The sequence below is a fragment of the Nonomuraea sp. IBHARD001 genome (assembly GCF_056106265.1).
The window spans coordinates 4,730,718-4,757,528 of record NZ_JBWBBW010000002.1; the positions used below are offsets into that span (position 1 = coordinate 4,730,718).

28 protein-coding genes and 1 pseudogene are annotated in these 26,811 nt (G+C 71.3%); 15 read left to right on the forward strand and 14 right to left on the reverse strand.

Going from position 1 to position 26,811, the window contains the following annotated elements; all coding sequences use genetic code 11:
• The first annotated feature begins 1 nt into the window (after nt 1).
• Nucleotides 2-1,033 carry a zinc-dependent alcohol dehydrogenase family protein gene (locus ACTWNK_RS23765; RefSeq protein ID WP_474306675.1) on the forward strand — a complete coding sequence of 344 codons (1,032 nt, stop codon included), beginning with the start codon at nt 2-4 and terminating at the stop codon, nt 1,031-1,033.
• A 268-nt stretch (nt 1,034-1,301) separates the two neighbouring features.
• On the opposite strand, the gene ACTWNK_RS23770 is transcribed toward ACTWNK_RS23765, so the two are convergent.
• Genes ACTWNK_RS23770 through ACTWNK_RS23780 form a run of 3 tightly spaced genes read right to left on the reverse strand, consistent with a single transcriptional unit; the run spans nt 1,302 to nt 3,514 of the window.
• Nucleotides 1,302-1,958 carry a CBS domain-containing protein gene (locus ACTWNK_RS23770; RefSeq protein ID WP_474306676.1) on the reverse strand — a complete coding sequence of 219 codons (657 nt, stop codon included), beginning with the start codon at nt 1,956-1,958 and terminating at the stop codon, nt 1,302-1,304.
• 34 nt (nt 1,959-1,992) lie between these two features.
• Nucleotides 1,993-2,616 (reverse strand): hypothetical protein, encoded by a 624-nt coding sequence (locus tag ACTWNK_RS23775; RefSeq protein WP_474306677.1) that lies wholly within the window; start codon nt 2,614-2,616, stop codon nt 1,993-1,995.
• Between the two features lie 55 nt (nt 2,617-2,671).
• Nucleotides 2,672-3,514 (reverse strand): universal stress protein, encoded by an 843-nt coding sequence (locus tag ACTWNK_RS23780; protein WP_474306678.1) that lies wholly within the window; start codon nt 3,512-3,514, stop codon nt 2,672-2,674.
• Nucleotides 3,515-3,656: 142 nt separating this feature from the next.
• Between ACTWNK_RS23780 and ACTWNK_RS23785 the strand changes: the two genes are divergently transcribed.
• Nucleotides 3,657-3,953, forward strand: a complete 297-nt coding sequence (locus ACTWNK_RS23785) for a hypothetical protein (protein ID WP_474306679.1) — start codon at nt 3,657-3,659, stop codon at nt 3,951-3,953.
• Nucleotides 3,954-4,743: 790 nt separating this feature from the next.
• On the opposite strand, the pseudogene ACTWNK_RS23790 reads toward ACTWNK_RS23785, so the two are convergent.
• Both ACTWNK_RS23790 and ACTWNK_RS23795 read right to left on the reverse strand, forming a co-directional pair.
• Nucleotides 4,744-4,932: pseudogene (locus ACTWNK_RS23790) on the reverse strand (IS481 family transposase); the annotation flags it as partial.
• Between the two features lie 63 nt (nt 4,933-4,995).
• On the reverse strand, nt 4,996-5,319 hold the full coding sequence (locus tag ACTWNK_RS23795; RefSeq protein WP_474306680.1) for a helix-turn-helix transcriptional regulator: 324 nt from the start codon (nt 5,317-5,319) through the stop codon (nt 4,996-4,998).
• A 136-nt stretch (nt 5,320-5,455) separates the two neighbouring features.
• On the opposite strand from ACTWNK_RS23795, the gene ACTWNK_RS23800 reads away from it, so the two are divergent.
• A complete protein-coding gene (locus tag ACTWNK_RS23800) occupies nt 5,456-5,818 on the forward strand; it encodes an STAS domain-containing protein (RefSeq protein WP_474306681.1) in 363 nt (120 codons plus the stop codon).
• A gap of 2 nt (nt 5,819-5,820) precedes the next feature.
• Here ACTWNK_RS23800 and merB read toward each other — a convergent pair whose 3' ends face one another.
• Genes merB through ACTWNK_RS23820 form a run of 4 tightly spaced genes read right to left on the reverse strand, consistent with a single transcriptional unit; the run spans nt 5,821 to nt 8,917 of the window.
• Nucleotides 5,821-6,498 carry an organomercurial lyase gene (gene merB, locus ACTWNK_RS23805; RefSeq protein ID WP_474306682.1) on the reverse strand — a complete coding sequence of 226 codons (678 nt, stop codon included), beginning with the start codon at nt 6,496-6,498 and terminating at the stop codon, nt 5,821-5,823.
• Nucleotides 6,499-6,534: 36 nt separating this feature from the next.
• The gene (locus ACTWNK_RS23810; RefSeq protein WP_474306683.1) at nt 6,535-7,593 is read right to left on the reverse strand and encodes a sensor histidine kinase; all 1,059 of its coding nucleotides are present in this window, start codon (nt 7,591-7,593) and stop codon (nt 6,535-6,537) included.
• A gap of 20 nt (nt 7,594-7,613) precedes the next feature.
• Nucleotides 7,614-8,279, reverse strand: a complete 666-nt coding sequence (locus ACTWNK_RS23815; protein WP_474306684.1) for a response regulator transcription factor — start codon at nt 8,277-8,279, stop codon at nt 7,614-7,616.
• 47 nt (nt 8,280-8,326) lie between these two features.
• Nucleotides 8,327-8,917: a TetR/AcrR family transcriptional regulator gene (locus ACTWNK_RS23820; RefSeq protein ID WP_474306685.1), complete on the reverse strand. Its 591-nt coding sequence runs from the start codon at nt 8,915-8,917 to the stop codon at nt 8,327-8,329.
• A 79-nt stretch (nt 8,918-8,996) separates the two neighbouring features.
• Here ACTWNK_RS23820 and ACTWNK_RS23825 point away from each other — a divergent pair, with 79 nt between their 5' ends.
• Together ACTWNK_RS23825 and ACTWNK_RS23830 are read left to right on the forward strand one after the other, a co-directional pair.
• On the forward strand, nt 8,997-9,971 hold the full coding sequence (locus ACTWNK_RS23825; protein ID WP_474306686.1) for an alpha/beta hydrolase: 975 nt from the start codon (nt 8,997-8,999) through the stop codon (nt 9,969-9,971).
• 97 nt (nt 9,972-10,068) lie between these two features.
• Nucleotides 10,069-13,155: an ATP-binding protein gene (locus ACTWNK_RS23830; protein WP_474306687.1), complete on the forward strand. Its 3,087-nt coding sequence runs from the start codon at nt 10,069-10,071 to the stop codon at nt 13,153-13,155.
• 6 nt (nt 13,156-13,161) lie between these two features.
• Here ACTWNK_RS23830 and ACTWNK_RS23835 read toward each other — a convergent pair whose 3' ends face one another.
• Nucleotides 13,162-14,361: a serine hydrolase domain-containing protein gene (locus tag ACTWNK_RS23835; protein WP_474306688.1), complete on the reverse strand. Its 1,200-nt coding sequence runs from the start codon at nt 14,359-14,361 to the stop codon at nt 13,162-13,164.
• Nucleotides 14,362-14,656: 295 nt separating this feature from the next.
• Between ACTWNK_RS23835 and ACTWNK_RS23840 the strand changes: the two genes are divergently transcribed.
• Nucleotides 14,657-15,376: a DUF981 family protein gene (locus tag ACTWNK_RS23840; RefSeq protein WP_474306689.1), complete on the forward strand. Its 720-nt coding sequence runs from the start codon at nt 14,657-14,659 to the stop codon at nt 15,374-15,376.
• Nucleotides 15,377-15,696: 320 nt separating this feature from the next.
• Nucleotides 15,697-17,865: an RNA polymerase recycling motor ATPase HelR gene (helR, locus tag ACTWNK_RS23845; RefSeq protein ID WP_474306690.1), complete on the forward strand. Its 2,169-nt coding sequence runs from the start codon at nt 15,697-15,699 to the stop codon at nt 17,863-17,865.
• On the opposite strand, the gene ACTWNK_RS23850 is transcribed toward helR, so the two are convergent.
• The gene (locus ACTWNK_RS23850; protein WP_474306691.1) at nt 17,837-18,796 is read right to left on the reverse strand and encodes an Acg family FMN-binding oxidoreductase; all 960 of its coding nucleotides are present in this window, start codon (nt 18,794-18,796) and stop codon (nt 17,837-17,839) included. The genes helR and ACTWNK_RS23850 overlap by 29 nt on opposite strands.
• A 211-nt stretch (nt 18,797-19,007) precedes the next feature.
• Here ACTWNK_RS23850 and ACTWNK_RS23855 point away from each other — a divergent pair, with 211 nt between their 5' ends.
• The 8 genes from ACTWNK_RS23855 (at nt 19,008) to ACTWNK_RS23890 (ending at nt 23,906) form a co-directional block, all read left to right on the forward strand.
• On the forward strand, nt 19,008-19,331 hold the full coding sequence (locus ACTWNK_RS23855) for a PadR family transcriptional regulator (RefSeq protein WP_474306692.1): 324 nt from the start codon (nt 19,008-19,010) through the stop codon (nt 19,329-19,331).
• A gap of 34 nt (nt 19,332-19,365) precedes the next feature.
• A complete protein-coding gene (locus ACTWNK_RS23860; protein WP_474306693.1) occupies nt 19,366-20,568 on the forward strand; it encodes a hypothetical protein in 1,203 nt (400 codons plus the stop codon).
• A 113-nt stretch (nt 20,569-20,681) separates the two neighbouring features.
• On the forward strand, nt 20,682-21,086 hold the full coding sequence (locus ACTWNK_RS23865) for a hypothetical protein (protein WP_474306694.1): 405 nt from the start codon (nt 20,682-20,684) through the stop codon (nt 21,084-21,086).
• 77 nt (nt 21,087-21,163) lie between these two features.
• A complete protein-coding gene (locus ACTWNK_RS23870) occupies nt 21,164-21,511 on the forward strand; it encodes a PadR family transcriptional regulator (protein WP_474306695.1) in 348 nt (115 codons plus the stop codon).
• Nucleotides 21,508-21,906, forward strand: a complete 399-nt coding sequence (locus ACTWNK_RS23875; protein WP_474306696.1) for a DUF1048 domain-containing protein — start codon at nt 21,508-21,510, stop codon at nt 21,904-21,906. Before ACTWNK_RS23870 ends, ACTWNK_RS23875 begins: the two co-directional genes overlap by 4 nt.
• A 23-nt stretch (nt 21,907-21,929) precedes the next feature.
• Entirely contained in the window at nt 21,930-22,712 is a 783-nt protein-coding gene (locus ACTWNK_RS23880; protein WP_474306697.1) for an ABC transporter ATP-binding protein, read from the forward strand.
• A gap of 9 nt (nt 22,713-22,721) precedes the next feature.
• Entirely contained in the window at nt 22,722-23,483 is a 762-nt protein-coding gene (locus tag ACTWNK_RS23885) for an ABC transporter permease (protein ID WP_474306698.1), read from the forward strand.
• 99 nt (nt 23,484-23,582) lie between these two features.
• On the forward strand, nt 23,583-23,906 hold the full coding sequence (locus ACTWNK_RS23890) for a hypothetical protein (RefSeq protein WP_474306699.1): 324 nt from the start codon (nt 23,583-23,585) through the stop codon (nt 23,904-23,906).
• Here the strand turns inward: ACTWNK_RS23890 and ACTWNK_RS23895 are convergent.
• From ACTWNK_RS23895 to modA, 3 genes are all read right to left on the reverse strand, one after another.
• Nucleotides 23,894-25,354 carry an aldehyde dehydrogenase family protein gene (locus ACTWNK_RS23895; RefSeq protein WP_474306700.1) on the reverse strand — a complete coding sequence of 487 codons (1,461 nt, stop codon included), beginning with the start codon at nt 25,352-25,354 and terminating at the stop codon, nt 23,894-23,896. The genes ACTWNK_RS23890 and ACTWNK_RS23895 overlap by 13 nt on opposite strands.
• Before the next feature lie 329 nt (nt 25,355-25,683).
• Nucleotides 25,684-25,926 (reverse strand): hypothetical protein, encoded by a 243-nt coding sequence (locus ACTWNK_RS23900; protein WP_474306701.1) that lies wholly within the window; start codon nt 25,924-25,926, stop codon nt 25,684-25,686.
• A gap of 5 nt (nt 25,927-25,931) precedes the next feature.
• A complete protein-coding gene (modA, locus tag ACTWNK_RS23905) occupies nt 25,932-26,711 on the reverse strand; it encodes a molybdate ABC transporter substrate-binding protein (RefSeq protein ID WP_474306702.1) in 780 nt (259 codons plus the stop codon).
• Nucleotides 26,712-26,811 lie beyond the last annotated feature (100 nt).

A 26,811-nucleotide genomic window follows, 5' to 3' on the forward strand; every position in this document is an offset into this window, starting at 1 on the left:
CATGAAAGCGCTCGTCTACCACGGCCCCGGCCGACGCTCCTGGCAGGAGGTGCCCAAGCCGGAGATCCAGGCGCCCACCGACGCGATCGTCCGCGTCGACGCCGTCACCATCTGCGGCACCGACCTGCACATCCTCAAGGGTGACGTGCCCACTGTCGAACCCGGCCGCATCCTCGGCCACGAGGCCGTCGGCACCATCGTCGAGGCAGGCGCCGGCTGCGACCGCAAGCCCGGCGACCGGGTGCTCATCTCCTGCATCACCGCGTGCGGCCGGTGCCGCTACTGCCGTACCGGCTCCTTCGGGCAGTGCCTGGGCGGAGGCGGCTGGATCCTCGGCCACCGGATCGACGGCGTCCAGTCCGAGTACGTCCGCGTGCCGTACGCCGACACCTCCACGCACCTGGTGCCCGACGGTGTCAGTGACGAGAACGTGCTCATGCTCGCCGACATCCTGCCCACCTCCTACGAGGTCGGCGTCCTCAACGGCCGGGTCACCCCCGGTGACACCGTGGTCGTCGTCGGCGCGGGCCCGATCGGCTTGGCGGCGATCGCCACCGCCCGGCTGTTCACCCCGGGCCGGATCATCGCCGTCGACCTGGCCGAGTCCCGGCTGCAGGCGGCCACCCGCTTCGGCGCGGACACCGTGATCAAGGACGACCCCTTGAGTCGAGTGGCTGAGCTCACCGGCGGGCTGGGCGCCGACGTCGCCATCGAGGCCGTCGGCGTGCCGGAGACCTTCGAGCTGTGCACCCGTCTGGTACGGCCGGGCGGGCACGTCGCCAACATCGGCGTGCACGGCAAGCCCGCCACGTTGCACCTGGAGGACCTCTGGATCCGCAACCTCACCATCACGACCGGGCTGGTGGACACGTACTCGACCCCCACCCTGCTGTCCATGATCGCCGCCGGGCGGCTCGACTCCGGCGCGTTCGTGACGCACCGGTTCACGCTGGAGGAGATGGAGAAGGCCTACGAGGTGTTCTCCGCGCCGCAGGAGACGGGTTCGTTGAAGGTCGTGCTCACCCGCGTGTGAGCGCACGAAGCGCCGCTCTGCTCGGGTCGAGCAGAGCGGCGCTTCACTGCCTGGCCGAAGCTGATGCCACCGTCGTTGGAGGTCACCGGGCAGTCGACGCCCTGCTCGATCATGCGGCGCAAGGAGGGCGAATCGACGGCGAGACCGCGCTCGGCCGCCACCGCGGCCGCGTGCGCAATCCGACAGTCCGGCCAGCATGCACGCGGTCGTCAGGTCGCGCACCATCACCGCCAGCGGCTCCAGCTCGCGTCTCTTCTTCACCCCGCGCCTACATCAGGGGCGGGACGATCACGGTGTCGTCCATCTCGGAGACCAGCTCGGACACCACGTCCACCACGCCCTCGACCCGGCGGATCTGCTCGACGACCTGCACGGCCTGGGAGTGGCGCTCGACAGTGCCGCCGACGGTGACCACGCCCCGGTCGATCGTGATCGTGAACGCGGCCGGGTCGGTCAGCAGCGCCTCGATCTCCTCCAGGAGCTGCTCCGGCGGGCGCAGGAACACCCGCAACACGTCGGACTGGTGCAAGGTGCCGACGATCCGTCCGGTCACCGGGTCGACCACCGGCAGCTGCCTGATGCGCTTGCCGTGCATCTCCCGCGCCGCCTCCCGCAGCGCCGTGCCGGGCGTGACGGTGATCGCGGGCGAGGTCATCAGCTCGGCGGCGGTGACCCCGGCGGCCTTCTGGTGCTCGGCGCGCCGCTTGCGCCCCTCGAAGATCGAGACCGCGTGCCGTACCGTGTCGGTCTCCTTGAGCAACAGGTCGTCCTCCGAGACGACGCCCACGGGCCGCCGGTCGGCGTCGATGACGGTGACCGCCCCGACGGCGTAGCGCCGCATCGCGGCCACGATGTCCGCGAAGGTGGCGTCCTGGACGACGGCGATGGCCACCCGGCCCATCACGTCCTTGACTTCGACCGGCATCACTACCTCCTCAGGTTCACTCCCAGGCTGCTCTTCACGGGAGGTGCCCGGCAGCGGCGAACCTCCCGGCTCGTGCGGGCTTTGGTCCCACCGCCACGTGCGCGACCACCTCGACGCCACCTCGGGTGGCCCGTGTGTAGGCCAGCCACGCCATCCGCCGGACCTGCTCGACCGCCTGCGTGCTCAGCTCGTGCGAGACCGAGACGTAGATGTGCACGGTCTCGTCCAGCTCGACCAGCCGCACCAGCGGATACGCGTCCAGGTTCCTCAGCACCGTCCGCACCGCCTGGTAGACCGCGCGCAGAACCGCCGGGCCCGTGGGGCTCACGGCCTCGGCGCAGCGCTCCACCACCTCGTCGATCTCGCAGGCGGGCAGGTTCGTGCCAGTCGGGACATGGCCGGCGACCAGCGTGGGCACGCCGCTGCGCGAGGCGCACATGACGCCGGCCTCGCGCAGCGTGAGCGGTCCAGGCTCGGGCCTGACGTCAATGACAAGGTCGACGTCACCCTCAGCCAGCGGGCAGGTTCCCCCGGGGGCCAGGCCGACGCAGGGCGCACCGCCCAGGTCAGCCGGGTGACAGCGGGCGATGTGATGTCCCTCCAGGGCCAGCAGCGCCCCGGCCGGCCCCGGTCGTGTCTCGGTCACCAGGATTCGCATGCCGACACTCTGCCGGGCCGGCCTTCATGACCGGCAGGGACCAAAGTCCCTGCTGTCAGGAACGAACGACCGCAACCGCGCACCGGGCCTGATGCAGGACACCCCGGCTCACCGATCCCAGCAGCGCCGATCTCAGCGCACCTCGCCCGTGCGAGCCCACCACGACCAGATCGGCCTCCGCCGAGGCCTGCAGCAGCAGCTCGACCGGATGCGCGTGCCGTACCACATCATCGACCTCGACCTGCGGGAACTTCTCCTTCAGTACGGCCAGCCGGTCGGTGACCACCTGGTGCTGCGCCGTACGGATCTCGTCCATGTCGATGTAGATCTCCGGCGAGCCCAGCCCGACAGGCAGCTGCCAGCCGTGGATCGCCACGATGCGCGCCCCGCGCAGCGAAGCCTGCCGGAAGGCGTACTCCATGGCCGGCTCGCACTCGGGCGAGTCGTCCACGCCCACGACGATCTGTCCGGTGAGCGGCCTCTGATCCGCGTGGACGACCACGACCGGGCAGTGTGCATGACCGGCGACGTGGATGCTGACCGAACCGATCAGCGCTCCGGCGAACCCGCCTAGGCCGCGGCTGCCGACCACGATCTCCGTAGCGTCCTCCGCCTGGTCGCGCAGGGTCAGCGCGACCGGACCCTCCAGCAGCTTCGTGGAGACCTCCACGTGCGGCTGGCGCGCCCGGGCGATCTCCTCGGCCTGCGCCAGCACCTTCTCTCCGCCCCTGATCAGCCAGTCGGTCGGCTCCGAGGCCGAAGACCTGTTGATCTGGTACGGCCAGCGATCCACGGCGTGCACCAGCCGCAGCGACTCATGCATCCGGCAGGCGTCGTCGGCCGCCCATTCCACTGCCGCACGACTCGCCTCGGAGCCATCGACACCCACAACAATCATGATTTCTCCTCCTTCGTCTCCCTCATCGGACCTTGTTCAGTACGGCAAGCCGTAGGGCCTTTGGTCCTCGATCGCGGGGCCAACGCCCATCCCGCGCGACGAGCCCACCCGCCTACCGTCGAGGCATCAGGAGGTGACGACCATGGCCAACCGCGGCGACCTCGCCCGCAGAATCGTCCACCGACGCCAGGAACTGGGCCTCAGCGACCACGACCTCGCCGAGCGCGCCCAACGGGAGCCCGGCTTCATCGACTGCGTCGAGACCAACCCAGCACCGTTCACCAACGGCGCCCTGCACCGCCTGGCCGCCGCTCTTGAGACCACCGCCACCGCTCGATCCCGCGCGCCCGCTTGGACAAGCTGTTCACCGCAGGTCAGCACGGCCTGCGCGCACGTGTGCTCCGGCGGACGCTGTGCGAGACCGCCGCCCGCGCTCTGATCACCGTCAGCCTGCTACTGATCGCGGCCGCCACGCCTGGCTCACCGTGCTTCATCCCGGCATCGGCGCCGCCGGATGGCTCGGCCGCTGGCGACGATCGGGACCGGCATAGGCCTGGTGCTCGGCACAACCGACGCGCAAGCGGTCAACCAGGTCGATCAGGAGCGCATCAGCATGGCCACCGGACTGCTCAACACCGTACGCGCAGGAGGAGGAACGCCGGCCATCACCCTGTTCGGCACCGCTGTGACCAACGCCCTGCGAGCACGGCTCGGCGAGTCAGGGCATGCCGCACGGATCACCGCCGGCAACCTGTCGGGGCCCGGCCGAATGCTGGAAGCCGAGCTGTTCCCCTTGTTCACCGGAGCGTGGCAGATCACGCTGTGGGGTGCGGCAGGCGGTACGGCGGGCACGGTTGTCATCACCGGCCGAAACTTCAGACGATCCAAGAAATTCCGCGACGTCCGGGCGACGGGCCGCGCCGCCCTTGTGATCGACGGCGTGCTTCCACTCTGGCGGCCCCGAGGATCGAGATCCGCGGTCGGCCGAGGCCATCGCCGACGGCCGTCCGAGAATCGCGATCACTCAACGTTCGCGCCGAGACGGCGCCTGCGCAGCTTCGTTCCGCCGGGCGCGATGGGACGGACACGCACGCCGGCGGCCCCACCGACAACCGCCGACGTCCGGCGGCCACTTCACGTCACTGCGATTCGAACGGTCCGCGCTTCAGACACCTTCCTCGTCCTCGACAGCGGCACTGGCGGTGCAGGGCGTGTGCCCTTGTCCGGGGCCGCGGGTGTTCGTAGCGGCGGATGGGACAGCTGGTGGCGCGATCTAGGTGGCGCAGGCGGGCCAGCCGGTAACGGGACAGGACGCGATGGACGGTGGAGGGGTGCAGGCCCAGCAGGTAGCCAATGCGGGCCGGTCCCCACCGGCGTAGGACCCGTAGGTTGACGATCCGGCGCTCGGTGCGGTCGGGGGGTGTTAACACGCCAAGCACAACGGGCCAGCACACCACGAGTTACGACCTGTCGTTGTCGTACTAAGGCGAACCCGGCCGCCGCCCCAGATCATCATGATCGGTGAACAGATCGATCAACCGCCCCACCGGCAGATTCGCCTCCGTCCGATAACGCAGATTCTGCTCCGGATGAATGCTGTACCGATTACGCCGCCCCACCCGCTCACGCGTCACATACCCGGCCTCCCGCAGATCACCGATGATCCCCTGCACAGCCCGCTCGGTGATCCCGATCGCCGCCGCGATCTCACGCACCCGCGCATCAGGCGACCGCGCGATCGTCAGCAACACCCGCGCATGATGAGTCAGGAACGTCCACGAGGAACGCTCCTCGAAATCCCGCACAACGCCCCACCCCCTCAACCTCCGCCGTGACCCTTTCCCTACCTTAAGGTGAACAACCTTTCCGGCAATCTCCTGCTGTGATTACCTGAACACACGTGAACCGCCTCAGCTGCCACCGCCGAGCAGAGGAGCAGCCGTGACACCCCTGTCGACAACCGCCCACCGGGTCGACGGCCGCCACGTCATCACCGTCAGCGGCGAGATCGACGCCACCAACGCACCCGGCCTCACCACCTTCGTCGACACCACACACCCGCACGCCGCCGAACCCCTCGTCCTCGACCTGCACGACGTCCCCTTCATCGACAGCACCGGCCTGGCCCGCCTCATCCGCGCCCAGACACGCCAGCAACAGGCCGGAAGCCGCCTCCACCTCGTCGAACCCCACCAACGCGTCATGCGCCTGCTGGAGATGACCGGCGTCGCCTCCCTGCTCAGCCTGCACCCCAGCCTCGAAGAGGCCCTCCACGCCGCAGGCCTGCCCAGCCACACCGCCTGACCTCACGGCAACCGCCAGAACTCCCCCGTCAGGCCACACTCCTCCAGCAGCCCCTGGTTGAACTCACGGCTGTGCGGCACGAAACCCGGATCCAGGCGATCGCCGTACCACGGGCCCGACAGCCGCCACACCACACCCGCCTCCACCACGACCCCCTCACCCGGCGCACGCGCCTGCGCCCACCGCTCGGCATGACCACGCTCGCAGAACACCCGGATCAGCGTGCACGTGCCCACCACATCACGCCACCACTGCGCGGCCGGACACGGAAAACGCACCACCAGCCCCGGCGCGGGCGCCCTGTCCCGCCCCGCCTCGAACGCGATCGCCGCACCACACCCCGGACACGCCGTATCGACCCGGACATCCACCCCCACGGCAGCCGCGACACCGAACGAATCCCACCCGCACCCACCCCACCACCGCCGATCGTCGAACCCGTCCAACGGCGTCACCACGAACGCCATCGGCGCCGCCGAGAACGGATGCGCCATCCGCACCGCGTCCCCCTCAGGCGTCAGCACCACCGCACGCGCCGCCGCCAGCTCCCGCAACGCCTCCCGGACCACCTCGGCGCCCCCGCCCGTCCTGCGCGCCAACTCCGCCACCGACGGCGCCCGCCCCTGCGCCGCGAACGTCTCGTACACCACATCCCGCACCCTGCGCGCCCACGACACCATGACACTCCCTCCCCGAAGGCCACCCGTACGGCATGCTCACCGAGCCGCAGGAAGGCGCACCGTCACCACCAGCCCGCCACCCCGGCGCGGCACCAGCACCAGCGCGCCGTCATGCGCCCTCACCACACTGTGCACGATCGCCAGCCCCAGCCCCACACCGTCGTGCTCACCCGTGCGCACCCGCTCACTCCCACGACGAAACGGCTCCGTCAGCGTCGGCACCACCTCGGGCGCCAGCACACCCCCGGTGTTCTCCACCCGCACCACACACGCGCCGCCCATCGCCTCGGTGTGCACCCACACCCGCCCGCCCGACGGCACATTGTGCACGATGGCGTTCTGCACCAGGTTCACCACCATCCGCAGCAACAACGCCGCCGAACCCGCCGTCACCGCCCGCTCACCCCCCACCTCGAGCCCCACCCCACGCCGCTCGGCCACACCGAGCAACATCTCCGCCGCCTCCTCCGCCACCAACGACAAATCCACCCGCACACGCTCAAAACCCCCACGATCACCGCGGCTCAACAGCAACAACGCCTCCGTCAGATCAATCGCCCGCGTATTCACCACCTGCAACCGCTCGATCAACTCACCCCGATCCCCCGAAGGATCACCACGAGCCACATCCAGCAACGTCCGCGAAATCGCCAACGGAGTACGCAACTCATGCGACGCATTCGCCGCGAACCTCCGCTGCTCCGCCACATGCGACTCCAACTGCTCCAACATCGCGTCGAACACATCCGCCAACTCACGGAACTCATCCCCAGGCCCCTCCACCCGGATCCGATGCGACAACGAACCACCCGCCGCCAACCGCGCCGCCTCCGTGATCGGCCTCAACGGCGCCAGCATCCGCCCCGCCAGAAACCACCCACCCACCACCCCGAACACCAGCAAAAACCCCAGCAACCCCACCACCGCAGGCGCGAAAGCCCGCAACAACACCCGGCGATTCGGCGCAAGCCCATCACCCGAACTGAACGTCCCCGCAGGTACATGACGCAACAACACCACCCACACCACAGCCAGCAACAACCCACCCGCCAACAGCAGGAACCCCGCATAACTCAACGTCAGCTTCAACCGCACACTCAACCCCGGCCGCCGGCTCACGAGCCACCGTCGATCCGATACCCCACCCCGGGCACCGTCACGATCAACCACGGCTCACCCAACCGCTTACGCAACGCCGACACCGTGATCCGCACCGCATTCGTGAACGGATCGGCATGCTCATCCCACGCCCGCTCCAGCAACTCCTCCGCACTCACCACCCCACCCGCCGCCCCCACCAACACCTCGAGCACCGCGAACTGCTTCCGCGTCAACGCCACATAACGCCCATCACGAAAAACCTCCCGCCGAAACGGATCCAACCGAAGACCCGCGATCTCACTCACCGGCGGACGCACATACGCACGCCTGCGATCAAGCGCCCGCAACCGCATCACCAACTCCCGCAACTCGAACGGCTTCGTCAGATAGTCATCCGCACCCAACTCGAACCCCGACGCCTTGTCGTCGATCCGATCCGCGGCCGTCAACATCAAGATCGGCATACCACTCCCCGACGCCACGATCCACCGCGCCACCTCATCACCCGAAGGCCCCGGAATATCACGATCAAGCACCGCCAGGTCATAGGAGTTCACCCCCAGCAACTCCAGCGCCGCATCACCATCACCCGCGACATCCGCGGCGATCGCCTCCAGCCGCAGACCGTCCCGGATCGCCTCAGCCAGAAACGGCTCGTCCTCCACGATCAGAACACGCATCCCCCGCACCCTAAACAGCGCCACATATCGCCGACATATGCATCCCCCTACCCCGCCTCCAGCCCCTGGCCCCGGCCCTGCCCGAACAGCGGCACCACCAACTCCACCAACGCCTCCACATCCCCCGCCACCATCGGCCCACCCGTCATCCCCATCCGATGCAACAACGTCCCCACCACCACATCGACGAAGAACAACACCCGATGCTCCGGCTCACCCAGCACCTCCTGCAACACCAGCCGGTACGGATCCTGCAGACGCTCCGACAACACCACCCGCAACGCCGGATCACTCACCGCGTCACTGAACACACCGGCGAACGCGTCACCCACACCCGGCTCGCCGATCTTCGCCGCCACCCAGCGCACCGCACCCGCCACCACCTCCGACCGATCGGCCGACCCCACGGGCACCGGCCCGAACGCCTCCAGCAGGCACTCCACGATCAGCACACCCTTCGACGGCCAGCGCCGATAGATCGTCGTCTTGGCCACACCCGCCGCCGCCGCGATCCGATCGACGGTCGCACGCGCATAACCGAGCTCGTGCACCGTGCTCAGCGTCGCGGCGAACACCACGTCATTGAGCCCCGCGCGCGGGCGGCCCAGCGGTCTTGCGGAAGAAGCCGATGCGGTCATGGCCACACGATATCGCCTTGCGCTACGATCAGTATCGATACCTCTAGTAGCGAAACTAAACGATCACACAGGAGCCCCCGTGACCACCACCGCACACCGCCCACCCCTCGGCATCCGCATCCTGCACGCCCTCAGCGGCGCCCAGCCCGACTGGAACACCCTCACCCCCGACCAGCTCAACGCCTACGCCACAGCCGAGAACCGCAAACGCGCCTCCCGCATCGCCCGCGTCGTCACCGGCCGCCCACACCCCGGCGCCACCGCCCGATGGCAGAACATCACCCTGCCCGGCCGCGACCTCCCCCTGCGCGTCCACCGCCCGGCCCACACCACAGGCGCCGCACTGCCCCTCCTGCTGCACATCCACGGAGGCGGCTTCGTCGGCACCGCCGCACAGTGCGACTGGATCACCAGTCACCTCGCCGCACGCCTGCCCGCCGTCGTCGTGTCCGTCGAGCACCGCCTGCTCGGCCCCACCACCTCCATGGCCGACGCCGCCGCCGACGGCTGGGACACCCTGTCCCACATCCTGGACGACCCGGCTCCCTGGGGCGTCGACCCCTCGCGTACCGCACTCGTCGGGGAGAGCGCCGGATCGCTCATCGCCGCGCTCTCCGCCGCCCGCGCTCGTGACGCCGGACTGCCGGTCGTCGCCCAGGTGCTCGTCAATCCCTGCACCGACCTCACCGCCACCCTCGACGAGCACCCGTCCTTCACCGAGCACGCCGAAAGCCCCACCCTCACCGCCACCCAGATGCGCCTCTTCCAGCGCCTGGCCGTACCCGAAGGCGCCGACGCCCGGCTCGTCTCGCCCCTGTACGCCGACGACCTGGGCGACCTCGCACCGGCCCTCGTCCTGGTGCCCACCCTCGACCCGCTCGCCGACCAGGGCCGCGCCTACGCCGCACGCCTGCGCGCGGAGGGCACACCCGCCCTGCTCACCGAGTACCCGGGCGCGGTCCACGGCTTCCTCAGCATGCCGGGCGTCGTCCCGCACGCGAAGACCGCACGCGCCGACATCCTCGCCTTCCTGCGCCAGCGCCTCGCTTTTTGATGATGAGTCTTCAGTCCTTCGATGTTTGTGAGCGATCTTGTATTGCGGGGAGCGCCTTTACAAAGTAGATTTCTAAGACTCTGACACACTGCTGGCCATGGCGGTTGTGCGGATCGGGCTGCTCGGGCCGCTGCGGCTCGACGGCGTACAGCCGGGCGGTGCCCGGCTGCGGGCCCTGCTGGCCAGGCTGGCCCTGGACGCGGGCCGTCCGGTACGGCCTGCCACGCTGGTCGAGGCGTTGTGGGCCGGCGGCTCCCCCGACGAGCACCTGCACGCCCTGCAATCCCTGGTCTCGCGCCTGCGACGCCTCCTCGGCGACGCCGCCCCGGTCCCCTCCGGCCCGGCCGGGTACACCCTGGCCGTCGAGCCCGACACCGTCGACGTCCTGCGCTTCGAACGGCTGGCCAAGGCCGGGCGGCAGGCGCGGGAGCGGCCGGGCGAGGCCGCCGTGCTGCTGCGGCAGGCGCTGGGACTGTGGCGGGGTCCGGCGCTGGCCGACGTGCGGGAGGCGCCGTTCGCCGAGGCGGAGGCCGAGCGGCTGGAGCGGGCCAGGCTGGCCGCACTGGAGGACCGGATCGAGGCCGACCTGGCCCTGCACGCCGATCCGGTCGCCGAGTTGGAGGCGCTGACCTCGGCGCACCCGCTGCGCGAACGGCTGCACGCCCAGTTGATCCGCGCCCTCGCCGCGGCCGGGCGTGGGGCCGAGGCGCTGGCCGCCTACCAGGTCGTGTGCGAGCGGCTGGCCGACTCCTTCGGCAGCGATCCCGGGCCGCATCTGCGGCAGGCGCATCTGGAGGTGCTGCGCGGGACGCCACGCGCCCGCACCGGCAACCTGCCCGTCCCGCTGACCAGCTTCGTCGGCCGCGAGCAGGACGTGCGCCGGGTCGGCGACCTGCTCGCCCGCACCCGGCTGGTCACCCTGGTCGGGCCGGGCGGCGCGGGCAAGACCAGGGTGGCCGCGGCCGTGGCCGAGCGCCTCACCCCGCAGGGCGGCGTCTGGCTGGCCGCCCTGGCCCCCGCGACGCCCGACGACGTGCCCCGCGTGGTGCTGCAGGCGTTGCGCGCCCGCCGCCAGGCCGCTCCCCCACGCGAGAACCCCCTGGACAGCCTGATCGAGACGCTCGGCGACGACGACGTCGTCCTCGTGCTCGACAACTGCGAACACCTCGTCGAGGCCGCAGCCGTACTCGCCGGCACCCTGCTGGGCCGATGCCCGGGCCTGCGCGTGCTGGCCACCAGCAGGCAGGCGTTGCGCGTCGACGGCGAGCACCTGCATCACGTCACGCCGCTCGGCCTCCCCGGGCCGGGCGCGAGCGACGAGCAGGCCAGGCAGTGCGCCGCGGTACGCCTGTTCCGCGACCGGGCCGCCGCCGTGCACCCGGGCTTCACCGCCGAAGGCGGCGCCCTGACGGCCGTCGTGCGGATCTGCGAACGGCTCGACGGCCTGCCGCTGGCGATCGAACTGGCCGCGGCCAGGCTGCGCGCCCTGCCGGTCGAGGCCGTCGCGGCCAGGCTCGGCGACAGGTTCGCCCTGCTGACCGGCGGCAGCCGTACGGCGCTGCCCCGCCATCGCACGCTGGCCGCCGTGGTGGCCTGGAGCTGGGACCTGCTGGAACACGACGAGCGCGCCCTGCTGGAGCGCCTGTCGGTCGCGCCGGGCCCGTTCGGCGAGGACGCGGCGCGGGCGATCGGCGACGCGGACGACGCCGGGGAGACGCTGGCCGCCCTGGCCGACAAGTCCCTGCTGCACCCGGCGCCCGGCCCCGACCCCGCCGAACCCCGCTACCGCATGCTGGAGACCATCAGGGAGTACGGCCTGGCCAGACTGGCCGAACGCGGCGAGCTCGACCGGGCGCACGCCCGGCATGCCGCGTACTTCCTGAGCCTGGCCGAGCGGGCCGACCCCCACCTGCGCACCGCCGATCAGCTGCGCTGGCTGACAAGGCTGACGACCGAACGCGACCACCTGTCGGCCGCGATCCGCTGGGCCGCCGCCTCGGGCGAGACGGACCTGGCGACGCGGCTGGGCGCGGCGATGGCGTGGTACTGGCTGCTGCGCGACCACCCGCCCGAGTCGCTCGACCTGCTGGGCCTGATCCTGCGGACGCCCGGCCCCGCCGATCCCCGGGCCCGCGCGCTCGTGGCGGCGGCGCACGGACTGGCCGTCGTCGAGACCGTCGACGGGCCCGAACAGGCGCGTGCCGCGTTCGCCCTGATCGCCGAGGCGCTGAAACAGGCCGGGACCGACGCGCATCCGCTCCTGCGCATGGCCGGGCTGGCACTCGCCGTCGGCCAGGGCCGGGAGCACGGCCCCATGGACGAGCCCGGCGACCCGTGGGGCGCCGCCCAGGCATGGCTGGTCCGAGGCGTACTGATCATGAACAGCGGTCAGGCCGAGCGGGCGGTGCCGGTGCTGGAGCGGGCGCTGGCGGCGTTCGAGGAGCTCGGCGAGCGATGGGGGCTGGCGATCACCCTGAGCACGGTGAACGCGGCCCTGCTGCGATCCGGTGCGGGCGGCGCGCCCGCGTCGGCCGAACGGGCGAGCCGCCTGTTCGAGGAGCTCGGCATGCCCGAGCACACGACGGAGAACGAGGTCGCCGCCGCCCTGCACCAGGCGGCATCGGGCGAGGAGCACTCCGCCAGGCGGCGACTGCACGACCTGCTCGCCCGCGCCGGTTCGGCCGAGTCGCAGACCCAGGTACGCCTCGGCCTGGCCCGGCTGGAACACCGGGCGGCAGACCCTCGGGCCGCACGCGAGCACGCGCTGAACGGCCTGGCCGAAGACCCCGCGGGCCGTACGACCCCGCACCTGAGCGCCCTGCTGCTGTGCGTGCTGGCCCACCTCGACCTCGCCGAGACCGGCCCGGCCGAGGCCGCGGCCAGGCTCGCCCACCCGGCCGTGCGCACGGCGCTGACCTGGCACACGCCGGTCGCCGCCGCGATCGCCGTCGCCTCGGCCGCCGTCGAGCTGCACCGCGACCGGCCCTACCGCGCGGCCCTGCTGCTCGGCGTCGCCGACGCCCTGCGCGGCCGCCGCGACCCCGGCGACGAGGACGCCCACACCACGGCGCGCTACGCCGAGAAGGCGCTGGGCGCCGACGCCTTCACCGCGGCACACGCCGAGGGCGCGGCCATGTCGAGGACCGAGGCCGAGGCCCAGGTGAGGGCGGCACTCGACGCCTGACACCGGTCAGCGCACCGGCTTGCCGAACATCGCGCAGATCACCGCCGTCTGGAGCGCCTCGGCCGCTTCGGCGATCTTCGGTTCGGCGCCGAACTCGGCCCAGTACTCCGTCGTGACGACCACGCTCGCCGTACGGGAGCCGGTGCGGTCGGCGACGCTGGTGGTCAGATAGCCCGGTATGCCGCCGTCGTGACCCCAGAACGTGCCGCACGGCGTGGGACCGGTCTGGATGCCGAGCCCGTAGGCCGGGCCCTGGGGACGTGCGGGGTCGACCGGCACGGTGGCGCGCATCTGCGCGAGCTGGGCGGCGGGCAGCAGGCGGCCCGACAGCAGGGCCTGGTGGAAGACGGCCCAGTCCCGTGTGCTCGACACGATCGCCCCCGCGGCGCCGCCCCAGCCGGGGTCGTTGCCCGACACGTCCACGTGCCCGTGCCCGCGCGGCCCCGCCAGCCGCCTGAACTCCTCCGGCACGCCCGGCGGCATGTGCGCGGCGTCGCGTTCGTACCCCCGGGCGTAGGAGCCCTGCCACGCCCCGGTCGAGGGGTAGTAGGTGTGCCCGAGCCCGAGCGGCCTGGCGATCCGGTCCCTGACCAGTGCGGCCAGGCTCGATCCCGTGACCTTCTCCAGCACGGCCCCGATCGCGGCGTAGTTGGTGTTGCTGTAGCCCCATTTCGCGCCCGGGGCGAACAGCGGGTCGTGCTTGACGCCGAGGGCGAGGAGCTGGGCCTGGCTCCACTGCCGCCGATCGGCCCCGACCAGGGATGCCACGATCGCCGGGTCCTGGGTGTAGTCGTACAGGCCGCTGGTGTGGTTCAGCAGCATGCGCAGGGTGATCGCGGCGCCGTTCGGCACCTTGCCCGGCAGCCATCGCTCCACCGTGTCGCCCAGCGCCAGCCTGCCTTCGGCGACCAGTTGGAGGACGAGCACGGCCGTCATGGTCTTGGTGCTGGATCCGGCACGGTACTCGTCGCCCGGCCTGAGCCTGTGCTCCTTCCTGGTCCACGCGGCCTGCTCGGCGATCTCGACCGGCCGCCCCCTGCCGTCGTCGAGCCTGACGAGGACGCCCGGCGCGCCCGCCTCGACCAGGTCGCGGGCCAGGCGGCGCAACGAGCTCTCGACCGGGCCGGGCGCGGCCAGAGCGGGAGTCGCCGCAGTGGTCACGGCCAGGGCCAGCGCCGCGACCGCGGTGAACGTACGTGAGGACATGCTCGTGCTCCCCGTATGGTGGGTGTGGGTCGTCTGAACGCCCCTCACCCTCCACTCCCCCGCTCACAAACCACTCCCAGCACGCTGGCACGCCCTGAGCAGCGCTACGGCCGGACAGGCGGAAGAGGGGAATCGCGATGAGCTCGGCCACTCCCTTCGACCCCGCCGGACCCGAGGTCCCGCTCACCGGCGGCGAGGTCACCGAGGGTGTCGTGCGCGTCGGCGACACCCTGCGGCGTCCGCGCCAAACATCACTTGAGTGTGACATATCGTAACTCAGGGTAATAATCCCAGCATGAGCACACTTTTGGCCTTGGATCCGGAGCTGAAAATCGACTGGGCCAAGATGCCCACCTACAACACGATCATGGCGATCGCCGCCGGAGTCGGACTGATCCTCGTCGTGGCGCTCGGCCGCAAGATCATGCGCAAGGAGCCGCTCGACCACCTCGAAGGCTGGGCCCTGGCCTTCGGCGCACTCGGCGCGATCCTCGTGGCGACCGGACTGCACATGACGCTGACCTGGCCGCTCGCCGGACAGGGCTTCCCCTTCGACAACATCATCTTCGGCGAGCCCTCCCTCGCCTTCGGTGTGCTCATGCTGGCCGCCGCCCTGTTCCTGTGGCGGCGCGCGGCCGTACTCGCCGCCGCGCCCGACCCGGCGCTCCTGGTCGCGCGCACCGCCGGGCCGATCTCGCTGTTCGTCTTCGCCTGCGGGCTCGCCTGCTTCGGCATCGCCGCCGCCGGATGGACCTACACGCTGTTCGCCGCACCCCCGCAGGAGCCGATCTCGGGCCTGTTCTCCGACATGCCGATGCTGGAGGCCACCTTCATCTCCGGCCTGTATGTCCTGGTCGGCGTGGGGGCCGTGCTGTTCCCCTTCGTCCTGCGACGGGCGAGCGGCGGCCTGGCCAAGGTGGTCGGCGTGTGCTGGGGACTGTCAGGCCTGGCGTTCATGCTGTTCGGCGCACTGAACTACTTCACCCACATCGGCCTCATCGTCAATACGATGTGAACCCGCACGCACAGAAGAACACGCACGGAAGAACACGCATGAAAGAACGGAGAGGGGAGTGTTCACCTCTCTCCACTCTCAACGTATAGCGCACCCGGGGGCTTGCGGCAAGACCCCCGGGATGCCGCACAATCGTGGGCCGAGGCCACAACCTGCGAAAACGGGGGAACGACACGTGCCGATGCCGACAATCGGACAGGACGACGGCAACACGGGAACGAAGCCCCCGAACTAGGGCGAAGCACAGCGAAACGATAGGCCGAACGGGCGGGCCCGGCCGCCGCATGCCTCGTCCACCCCCAGATCGGAGCCGTACACACGTGAACACATCGACCAGCAGCGCCTTCGCCCTGCCGGACGCCCTGGCCGCCAAGGCCGCACCGGCGCTCATCGCCGACGACGAACAGCACTTCGCCGCGATCGCCGCGAGCCTGCGCGAGTCGATCGCCGACCTGACGGCCCGCCTCGACGCCGAACGCAGGAACCCCGGCGGAGCCGGACGCCGCGCACTCGACCGCGACCTGGAGATCCACCGCCTCACCGCACGCCTGCGTACCCTGCGCCGCTTCGGCCTCGACCTCTGCCTCGGACGCATGGTCGGCGCCGACTCGGCCGCACCCGTCTACGTCGGACGGCTCGGACTCACCGACAGCACCGGCCGCAGACTCCTGCTCGACTGGCGCTCCCCCGCCGCCGAACCGTTCTTCGGCGCCACCCACGCCAACCCCATGGGCCTGGCCAGCCGCCGCAGGTACCGCTGGGCACGCGGCCACGTCAACGACTACTGGGACGAGGTCTTCACCGACGACGGCTTCGAAGGCCACGCCGCGCTCGACGACCAGTCCGCCTTCATCGCCAGCCTCGGCGGCAACCGCACCGCACGCATGCGCGACGTGCTCGGCACCATCCAGGCCGACCAGGACGCCATCATCCGCGCCGGATCACGCGGCGCGCTCGTCGTCGACGGCGGGCCCGGCACCGGCAAGACCGTCGTCGCCCTGCACCGCTCGGCCTACCTGCTCTACTCCGACCCGCGCCTGGGCCACCACCGGGGCGGCGTGCTCTTCGTCGGACCGCACCAGCCCTACCTCGCCTACGTCGCCGACGTCCTGCCCAGCCTCGGCGAAGAGGGTGTGCAGACCTGCACCCTGCGCGACCTCGTCGCCGAAGGCGCCGCGGCGGGCGTCGAGGCCGATCCCGCCGTCGCCCGGCTCAAGGCGTCGGCCGACCTGGTCAAGGCCATCGAACCGGCCGTCACCTTCTACCAGAACGCCCCCACCCAGGGCATGACGGTCACCACCCACTGGTCCGACATCCCGCTCAGCCCCGCCGACTGGGCCGAGGCCTTCCAGGCGCCCGACCCGGGCACCCCGCACAACGACGCCCGCGAGCAGATCTGGCAGGAACTGCTCACGATCCTGGTCGACAAGCACCAGAGCAACGAGGAGACCCCCGACGACCTGCTGCGCCGATCCCTGCGGCGCAACAGGGAGCTACGCGCCGCCTTCAACCGCGCCTGGCCCCTGCTCGAACCCACCGACCTCGTCGGCGACCTGTGGACCGTACCCGCCTACCTGCGCCTGTGCGCCCCCTGGCTCACCCCGGAGGAGGTACGGCTGCTGCAGCGCGCCGACGCCCAGGCCTGGACGGTGTCGGACCTGCCGCTCCTCGACGCCGCACGGCAACGACTCGGCGACCCGGAGGCGGCCCTGCGCAAACGCCGCCAGGACGCTGTCATCGCCGCCGAACGCGAGCGCATGTCAGGCGTCGTGGACAACCTGCTCGCCGCCGACGACGACGGCGAAGGCCTGGTGACGATGTTCTACAACCAGGACATGCGCGACGCCCTCGTCGACGAGTCCGTCCTGGCCGTCGCCGAACCCGACCAGCTCGCCGGGCCGTTCGCACACGTCGTGGTCGACGAGGCGCAGGAGCTCACCGACGCCGAATGGCAGATGCTCCTGCTGCGCTGCCCCTCGCGCAGCTTCACCATCGTCGGCGACCGCGCCCAGGCCAGGCACGGCTTCACCGAGACCTGGCGCGAACGCCTCGAACGCATCGGCCTCGACCGCGTCACCCTGGCCTCGCTCACCATCAACTACCGCACGCCCGAGGAGATCATGACGCAGGCCGAGCCGGTCATCAGGGCCGTGCTCCCCGACGCCAACGTGCCCACCTCCATCCGCAGCAGCGGCATCCCCGTCGAACACGGCCACACCGGACAGCTGCCCGCCATCCTGGACGCCTGGCTGGCCGCCCATCCCGAAGGCGTCGCCTGTGTCATCGGCGATCCCGCCTTCCCCGCCGGTCCCCGCGTGCGCTCGCTCACGCCCGAGCTGGCCAAGGGCCTGGAGTTCGACCTGGTCGTCCTCGTCGACCCCGTGTCGTTCGGCGAGGGCGTCGAGGGCGCGGTCGACCGCTACGTCGCGATGACCAGGGCCACCCGGCAGCTCGTCGTCCTCACACCGGAGGCTCGGCCAACCCCCTGACCCGCACCTCCAGCACCTCCCCCAGGTCCCTGCGCACACCCGTCGCAGGGTCGGGGGCCGACCCCAGACGCATGATCATCTGCGGGTGGTCCCCCGAACACAACTCCTCCCGTACGAACGCCCGCAGATGCGACGACTCCAGCGCCTGCGTGTGAAAGGCCGCGCTCACCCCGAACGCCGACGCGTGCAGCAACACCGCCTGCAACGCCTGACCGGCCGCCACCCAGTCGGCACGCGTGTCCGCACGGGTACTGAGCATCGCCACCAGGCCGGTCCCGGCGGCGTCGCTCCCCCACCCCTGTCCGTTCCGCTGGGCGAACGGCGTCTCCCCCTGACGTGCGTCCAGGCGGGAGGCGCCGGTCGGACGGGCCCAGCGGATCACCTCAAGGGAGAGCGGCCTCTCGTGCGAGCGCACGTCCTGGGCCACACCGGTCAGCATGGCCAGCACCCGCACCGCGCGCTCGACCCGCACCGGCGTGAGCCTGGCCCCCTCCTGCGCCGCCTCCCGCACCAGCGCGTCGACCAGCTTGCCCGGCACGGGCAGGTCGGTGAACCCGGCACGATGGGTACGGCGGCGCTCGACCTGCCCGCGCAGCATGCGCACGTGCTCACCGGGCTCGGCGGGCCGGCCCGCCCTGACCGTGGCCACCAGCGCGGGCCGATCGGGGTCCGGCAGCACCGCCGTGACCGGCTCGACGCCCTGCGCCAGCAGTGCCAGCCGCAGGTTGTACAGGGCGGCCCCACAGCTGACGAGTTGCTGCCTGCCCTGCTCGTCGACCGGCCGCAACCGCCTGTCGGCATCGGCCCGCAGGGCGATCTCGTCCCCTCGCACGGCGAACGTCCACGGCTGGCTGTTGCCGATCGAAGGCGCCCAGGTCGCGGCCTCGACGGCGTCCCGGAGGACTGTGAAGATCTCTGGCTGTGTGCGCATCGCCTACGCCGCCTCCTCTGTGTGAGGACAGCGCACCATTCCGCCAGGCACGGGCGTCAGAGGCGAAAGTCCCATGTTCGTCGGTGTTGAGTCTTCAGTCCGCTGTGCTTTGCCGATCTTGTATCGCGGGCAGCGCCTTTACAAAGTAGATTTATTAGCGGCCTTCCGAACAGGGGTTGCGCATAACTCTATCTAGGTAGATATTCGGTTCATGGTCCGTGCGCGCCGTCCGTCACCGCAGACCGTCGCCGTGCTCGTCGCCCTCGCCGGGACCGGCGCCGGATGGAGCCACGGCTACGACCTGTGCCGCACACTCGGGCTGAAGGCGGGGACGGTCTACCCGATCCTCATCCGGCTCACCGAGCGCGGGCAGGTGGAGACGTCCTGGGAGGTCGATCCCCCGCGCGGCAGGCCGGCCAGGCATCTGTACCGGCTCTCCCCCGAAGGCGCCGAACTGGCCGCCTCCCTCACCGCCGCGGCGGCCCAGCGCTCGCCCGCTCCCGGCCCCGCCCGCCTCTCGCCGGGACCCGCCTGACGGATCCCGCTCCCCCGCCGTCCGGAGGGCAGTGATGCTCGAATCGCTGATGATCGTCGCGGTGCTGGCACCGGCGCCGCTGCTCGCGATCGCGGTTGTCGCGATCCGTCTCGGTTCGGCCGTGCGCCGGGGGCGTGTGGGAGTGGTCGACGGGGTGCGGGGTGGCGTCGGGTGGCCGGTGCCGGGTGCGCTGCTCGTCGTCGCGGTGGTCGCGGCGGGGATCGGCGCGGTGGCCGAGCGTGTCCATCTCGGCGCGGCGCTGGAGTCCGACGGTTCCTCGTCCACGCCTGCCGCGTTGCTGCTGGCCCTGCTCGCGGTCGTCGGGTGCGCGGCGGTCGTCGCGTTCGGTTCGGCGCTGGTCGCGCGGGTGCGGGGGTTCGGCGCGGGGGCGGTCGCGGGAGAGCTCGCCCTCGGCGCCCTCGTCGTGGGGGTGCTTGCCGTACACCTGCCGTTGCGGGCGGTTTATCTGGCCGAGCCGGACCGGTTGCCGCCGGTGGTGATGCTGGGTGGGGTGGTGCTGCTGGGGCCGGTCGAGATGTTCCTGGTCGCCCTGCTGTGGGCGCTGCCGTGGCCGGTGCTCGGCGCCGCGCTCGCCTCACGTCGCGGGAGCGCCCCTCGCACGCGGTCCGTGCGTGACGGGTGGCAGCTGCTGGTCGACCTGGCCGTCGCCGATCTGCCCGCCGGGCGTTCGGCGTGGGGGCTGGCGCTGCGGGCCGAGCTCGCGGCCGTCGACCCGCCCGACGAGCGCCGCAGGTTCGCGCTCGGCGGGGCCTGGGCCGCGCTGCGCTCGGGCAGGCCGGCCGGGGCCTGGTGGCAGGCGGCGCTGGTGGGCGTGATCGTGGCGGGCGGGCTGCTGGCCGCCTCCCGCTGGTCGCTGGCCCACGACAGGGGCGGCGTGCTCGGCTTCATGACGGCGGTGCCGAGCGCGCTGCTGCTGGGCGCGGCGCTCGGCACGGCGTGGCGGGAGCGCTCGTTCGGCGCGGGGATACGCGTCGCCGTACTGGCCGGGCCCGTCGCCCTGGTGGCGGTGCTCGCGGTCGGCATCCCGGAGGCGATCGTCTGGGCCGAGCGCAGGGCCGGGTACCTGAGCACCGGTGACGCCGTGCCTCCCAGCTGGCAGGCCGCCGTCCTGGACGTGGTGCGGCCCGACTTCCTGCTGGCCATGGCGGTGGTGTGGGCGGCCGGGGCGCTGGGCGGCGCCGCGCTCGGCACGGCGCTGGGGCGCATGCGCGGGTAGCCGCGGGCACGATGTCAGCGGGCGTGTCAGCACGGCGACAGGGCGGTATCAGGGCGTTCGGTGAAAGTTACTCCCGTAAGCGACATTCACCTCTTCACCCGGAGAACCCCATCATGACCCTCACCCTCACCGACCAGGACAAGCTCACCCTCCGCGTCGCCGCCTGGGGCTCGGTCTCCCTCATGTCCGCCGCGGGTGCGGCGGGCTCGGCGCACAAGGTCGCCACCGAGGGCTCCATCGCCCTCACCTCCGCGACCGGCCCGATCGGCCACGTCCTGGCCAAGGCGCCCAAGGGCATCAAGTACGGCAGGACCACCGCCGATCTGGCCGACCAGGTCCTGCCCGCGCTCACCGCCTCGATGCGGCTGCTCAACGCCCAGGACACGGCATGCGCCGACGACTTCCGCACCACGATCACCGTCGCGCTGGACGCCGCGTCCCGCATCCACGAGGGCACCCCCAGCCCCACGCTCGTCGACATGGCCCGCAAGATCACCCAGGCCCTCGACGCCGCCTGACCCGCACGCCTCTTGCCGGCACGGTATTCAGTGTTACTATGTACCAGTAGTCAACAACGCTAAGTAGGAGGCGTTCCGTGGGCAAACAGATGACGGAGATGCTCAAGGGAACGCTGGAGGGCATTGTCCTGGCGATCCTGGCCATCCGGGCCGCATACGGCTACGAGATCACCGCGTCGCTGCGCGAGCAGGGCTTCGCCGACATCGCCGAAGGCACGGTCTACGCGCTGCTCGTCCGGATCGAGCAGCGCGGGTTCGTCGACGTGCAGAAGGTGCCCTCCGAGAAGGGCCCGCCCCGCAAGGTGTACTCGCTCAACGCCCAGGGGCTGGCCCACCTCGACGAGTTCTGGGCGACCTGGAGCTTCCTTTCCGAACGACTCCAGCAGCTCCACCAGGCACAGGAACAAGGAGGAGGACCATCATGACCGAACACGACCCGGCCGAGCCGAGGAGCCGCTACCGGCACTACCTCGACCTGCTCGTGGGGCCGATCGAGGACAAGAGGCGCTACCGGCGTTTCAAGGCACGCGTCGAGCGGCTTCCCCCCGACTACCGCACGGCCGTCGAGGCGTTGCAGCGCTTCATGCTGCACTTCGGGCCCGGCCAGGCCGACAGCCTGCTGGCGATGCTGGACGACCTGGCCGACCTCTTCGAGCAGAGCGCCGCCGACGGCATCCCGCTGCGCGACGTCGTCGGGGACGAGCCCGTCGAGTTCGCCGACGCGTTCCTGCGCAACTACCCCGAAGGCCAGTGGATCGGCAAGGAACGCGAACGGCTCAACACCACCATCAACCGCGTCATCGGCCCCGGCACGCCGTGACCAGCAGCAGAACGGACCCCCGCATGACCCCCACCCAGGCCGGCGGACCGGCCATCCAGGTGCACGGCCTGCACAAGGCCTACAAAGACCTCCAGGTGCTGCGCGGCGTCGACTTCGACGTGGCACGGGGCAGTATCTTCGCCCTGCTCGGCTCCAACGGCGCGGGCAAGACCACCGTCGTGAAGATCCTGTCCACCCTGCTCAAGGCCGACGGCGGCACGGCGGGCGTCAACGGCTTCGACGTCGCCACCCAGGCGGCGAAGGTACGCGAGTCGATCAGCCTCACCGGGCAGTTCGCCGCCGTCGACGAGATCCTCACCGGCAGGGAGAACCTCACGCTGGTCGCCAGGCTGCGTCACCTCAGGAACCCCGCGGCCGTCGCCGACGACCTGCTCGCCCGCTTCTCGCTGACCGAGGCCGGAGCGCGCAAGGTGTCGACGTACTCGGGCGGTATGCGACGCCGCCTCGACATCGCGATGAGCCTGGTCGGCGACCCGCCGCTCATCTTCCTCGACGAGCCGACGACCGGGCTCGACCCCCAGGCGCGCATCGAGGTCTGGCAGGCCGTCAGGGCGCTCGCCGACCAGGGCACGACCGTGCTGCTCACCACTCAGTACCTCGACGAGGCCGAGCAGCTCGCCGACCGGATCGCCATCCTGCACCAGGGCCGCATCATCGTGAACGGCACCCTCGCCGAGCTCAAGCGACTGCTCCCGCCCGCCCAGGTGGAGTACGTCGAGAAGCAGCCGACCCTTGAGGACGTGTTCCTCGCGCTCGTCGGCTCAGACCCCCGCGCCGACGCCTGAGGAACGACCATGACGACACACTTCTTCGCCGACACCAGCGCCCTGCTGGGGCGCTCCCTTCGCCACATCTCGCGCAGCATGGACACGATCATCACGACGACGATCATGCCGATCATGTTCCTGCTGCTGTTCGTCTACGTCTTCGGCGGGGCGATCAAGACCGGGTCGGAGTCCTATGTGACCTACCTGCTGCCCGGCATCCTGCTCATCACGGTCGCCTCCGGCATCGCGTACACGGCCTTCAGGCTCTTCCTCGACATGAAGAGCGGCATCTTCGAACGCTTCCAGTCCATGCCGATCGCACGCTCGTCGGTGCTGTGGGCGCACGTGCTGACCTCGATGGTCGCCAACGCCATCTCGCTCGTGGTCGTCGTGCTCGTCGCGGTGCTCATGGGGTTCAGGTCGAGTGCGGGCATCGGGGCGTGGCTGGCGGTGGCGGGCATCCTGCTGCTGTTCACGCTGGCACTGACGTGGATCGCGGTCATTCCCGGCCTCACCGCGCAGACGCCCGACGGGGCGAGCGCGTTCTCCTATCCGCTGATGTTCCTGCCGTTCATCAGCTCGGCGTTCGTGCCGACCGACACCATGCCCGGCCCGGTGCGCGCCTTCGCCGAGCACCAGCCGGTCACCTCGATCGTCAACGCCATCCGCGACCTGCTCGCCGGGCAGCCGGTCGGCTCCGGCATCTGGGTCACGCTCGGCTGGTGCCTCGCCCTCCTGGTCGTCGCCTACGGCTTCGCCATGATGACCTACCGTCGCAAGATCTCCTAGCGCCGGGTCTTTGCCCGGTCATGGTCATAGCCCCGGGCAGGCGGCGGGCATGGACCTCGAAGGCGGGCGATCCGCCGGTGCGCAGCGAGGGGCAGAGCGATGACACACGACGCCTACCGGGCCGACGCCCATGTCCTGGCCGCCATCGGGCTCGCCGTGCACGACAGGCTCGTCCGCACCGCCGTACGGCTGCCCGGCGACCTGGCGGCCTCGGCGCGGGCGGCCTGGGACCGTGAGGACGAGGGCCAGGCCGTACGGGAGAGCTTCGAGGAGTTCGTCCTGCGCTCGTTCGCCGCGAGCCTGGCGCTCATCGGGGCGGCGCTCGACGAAGGCGGCGAGGCCGAGCTGGACGCCACCACGCTGGCCTACGCCGTGGTCGCCGCCGACCTGCTGCAGGAGGGCGTGCTCGGTCAGAACGGGTAGTGCGCCTGCTGGGTGGCCAGGGTGACCCAGCGGGTGTTGGTGAAGGCGTCGGCGGCCCAGCGCCCGCCGAACCGGCCGTGGCCCGAGGCGCCGAACCCGCCGAAGGGGGCCTGCGGTTCGTCGCCCACCGACTGGTCGTTGATGTGCACGATGCCGGTCCTGAGGCGGCGGGCCAGGCCGAGGCCGTGCGTGCCGTTCTCGGTGATGATCCCGGCGGTCAGACCGTGCTCGGTGTCGTTGGCCAGGGCGACGGCCTCGTCGTCGGTGGCGAAGGACGCGATCACGCACAGCGGCCCGAACGCCTCGGCGTGGTGCAGGTCGGCCTCCTCGGGCACGCCTCGCAGTACGGTGGCCTGATGCAGGGCGCCGTCGGGCTCGCCGCCGCCGGTCAGCACCTCGGCGCCCTTGGCGACGGCATCCCTGACCAGGGCGGCGACGCGTCCGGCGGCCTTGGCGCTGATCAGCGGCCCGATGACGGTCGAGGGGTCCGCGGGGTCGCCCGACGGCAGCGCCGCCACCTTCTCGACGAACCTGCGGGTGAACTCGGCGGCCAGCGAGGCGTGCACCAGCACCCGGTCGCCCGACATGCAGATCTGCCCGGCGTTCATGAACACACCGAACGCCGCCGCGTTCACCGCGTGCTCCAGATCGGCGTCGTCCAGGACGATGATGGCGTTCTTGCCGCCGAGTTCCAGCAGGGCCGGCTTGAGGTGGGCGGCGGCGTGCGTGCCGATGACGCGGCCGACCTCGGTCGAGCCGGTGAAGTTCACCGCGCGTACGCGGGGATCGGCGATGAGCGCCTCGGCGACCCCGGCCGCGTCGGCGGGGTCGTTGGTGACGACATTGAGCACCCCGGCGGGCAGCCCGGCCTCGTGCAGCACGTCGGCGACGAGCAGGCCGCAGGCGATGGGCGCGTCCTCGCTCGGCTTCAGCACGACGGTGTTGCCCGCCGCCAGCGCCGCCGCGACCGAGCGCACACCGAGGATGACGGGCGCGTTCCACGGCGAGAACGCGGCCACCACCCCCAGCGGCTCGCGTACGGCCAGCCCGAGCACACCCGCCTCCTGGGCGGCGAGCACCGAGCCACGCGGCGCGGTGATCGAGGCGGCGGCCTCGCGCAGCATGTTCGCGGCGAGCATCACATTGAACCCCGCCCACGGCCGGGTGCCGCCCACCTCGGCCGCCATCAGCTCCGCGATCTGCCCCGACCGCTCCTGCAGCAGGTCGGCCGCCCTGAGGAAGATCGTCCTGCGGGCGAACGGGCTCATCGCCGCCCAGCTCTCGAACGCCGCCTCGGCCGCGCCCACCGCCAGCGCGACGTCCTCGGCGTCACCGGCGGCGACGACGGCATAGGGCTCGCCGGTGAGGGGAGACAGGTCCGGCGCGGTACGCCCCGACACGGCGGGCACGGCCTTGCCGCCGATCAGCAGGTCGCGGGTGATGGTCATACGCCCTCCCAAGGAACTCCGGCGAACAGGGCATAACCCATGAAGTCGACCTTAGACAGGAGGACGCCGGAACGGGAGAGGGCAGCACCGCCCGGCTCACCCACGCCTGCCGGGCAGGCGGACCACCGCGCATCCCGGCCGCCGGGCGTTCTCGCCTCCGGCGGGGCATCAGGGTGGCGCAGGCCGTGGCCCCTCCTCCGACAGCCCGCGCCACCCCGGCCCGCAACAGCGTAGAGCGCTCACCCGTTCACCGGGCGTTAATCAACCGAATACGGTTCACGCCCCGTCATGGAACCGGGAACCGGGAGCCGGAGCGGGACGACGGGCGCCTACGGCTCGTGCGCGCACAGGGGCACGGACGGTTCGGCCCAGTGCAGAGCGACGAAGGGGTACGGGCACGAGGGGTGGTGCACCCGCTCACGTGTGACCAGGTACGGGGCCGTCGCCTCCGGCTCGTCGGGCGAACGACGGGGCACGGGGACGGCCAGCAGCCCGATGTCCTGCTCGACGTGCGTGAGCATGCCGTGGCACGGGCCGCCCAGGCAGATGGCATTGTGCGAGGCGAGACCCATGGCGGTCAGGGGGTCTCGAAGCCGGCCTTGGCCAGGACGTCCTTGCCCTGCTGCGACAGCACCAGGTCGACGAACGCCTTGGCCTGCCCGGCCGCGGGAGCCTTGGACAGGGTCGCGATCGGATAGTCGTTGATCGCCTGGTCGGCCTCGGGGAAGGCGATGCCGGTCACCTTGCCGGCCGAGGCGAGCACATCGGTGCGGTAGACGAGCGCGGCGTCGACCTCGCCCAGCTCCACCTTGGTGAGGGTGGCCTTGACGTCCTGTTCGAGGGTGACGGGCGTGACCTCCAGCCCGGCGGCGGCCAGCGCCTTGACCGCGGCGGCGCCGCACGGCACCTGCTCGGCGCACAGGGCCACTTTGACCTTGGGGTCGGTCAGGTCCTTCAGCTCGTCGACGCCCGCCGTGTTGCCCGGCGGGACGGCGATCTGGAGCTTGTTGCGGACGAAGGTGACCGGGGCCGTGGCCAGGGCGGCGTCGGTGACGGTCTTCATCGTGGCCGGGCTGGCCGAGGCGAACACGTCGGCGGGCGCGCCCTGCGTGAGCTGCTGGGCCAGGGTGGCGCTGGAGCCGAAGTTGAAGCGCACCGTGACACCGGGATGCGCCGCCTCGAACGCCTTGCCGAGCTCGGTGAACGTCCCGGTCAGCGAGGCCGCGGCGAACACCGTCACGGTCGTGGCCGGCGCCTCGGAGGCGGCGGGCCCGGTCGAGGAGCAGCCGGACACCCCGGCGGCGAGAACGAGCGCGACGGCGGCCGTACGCCACCGGCTGGACAACAGCCTGGACAACAGGGGGCTCCTCGACGAACTCCGGCGGCGGCAGGGGCGCCACCGTCACTGCCTCCACCATACAGACGCACATTCCACCCTCAAGAGGCAGGGCACCTGG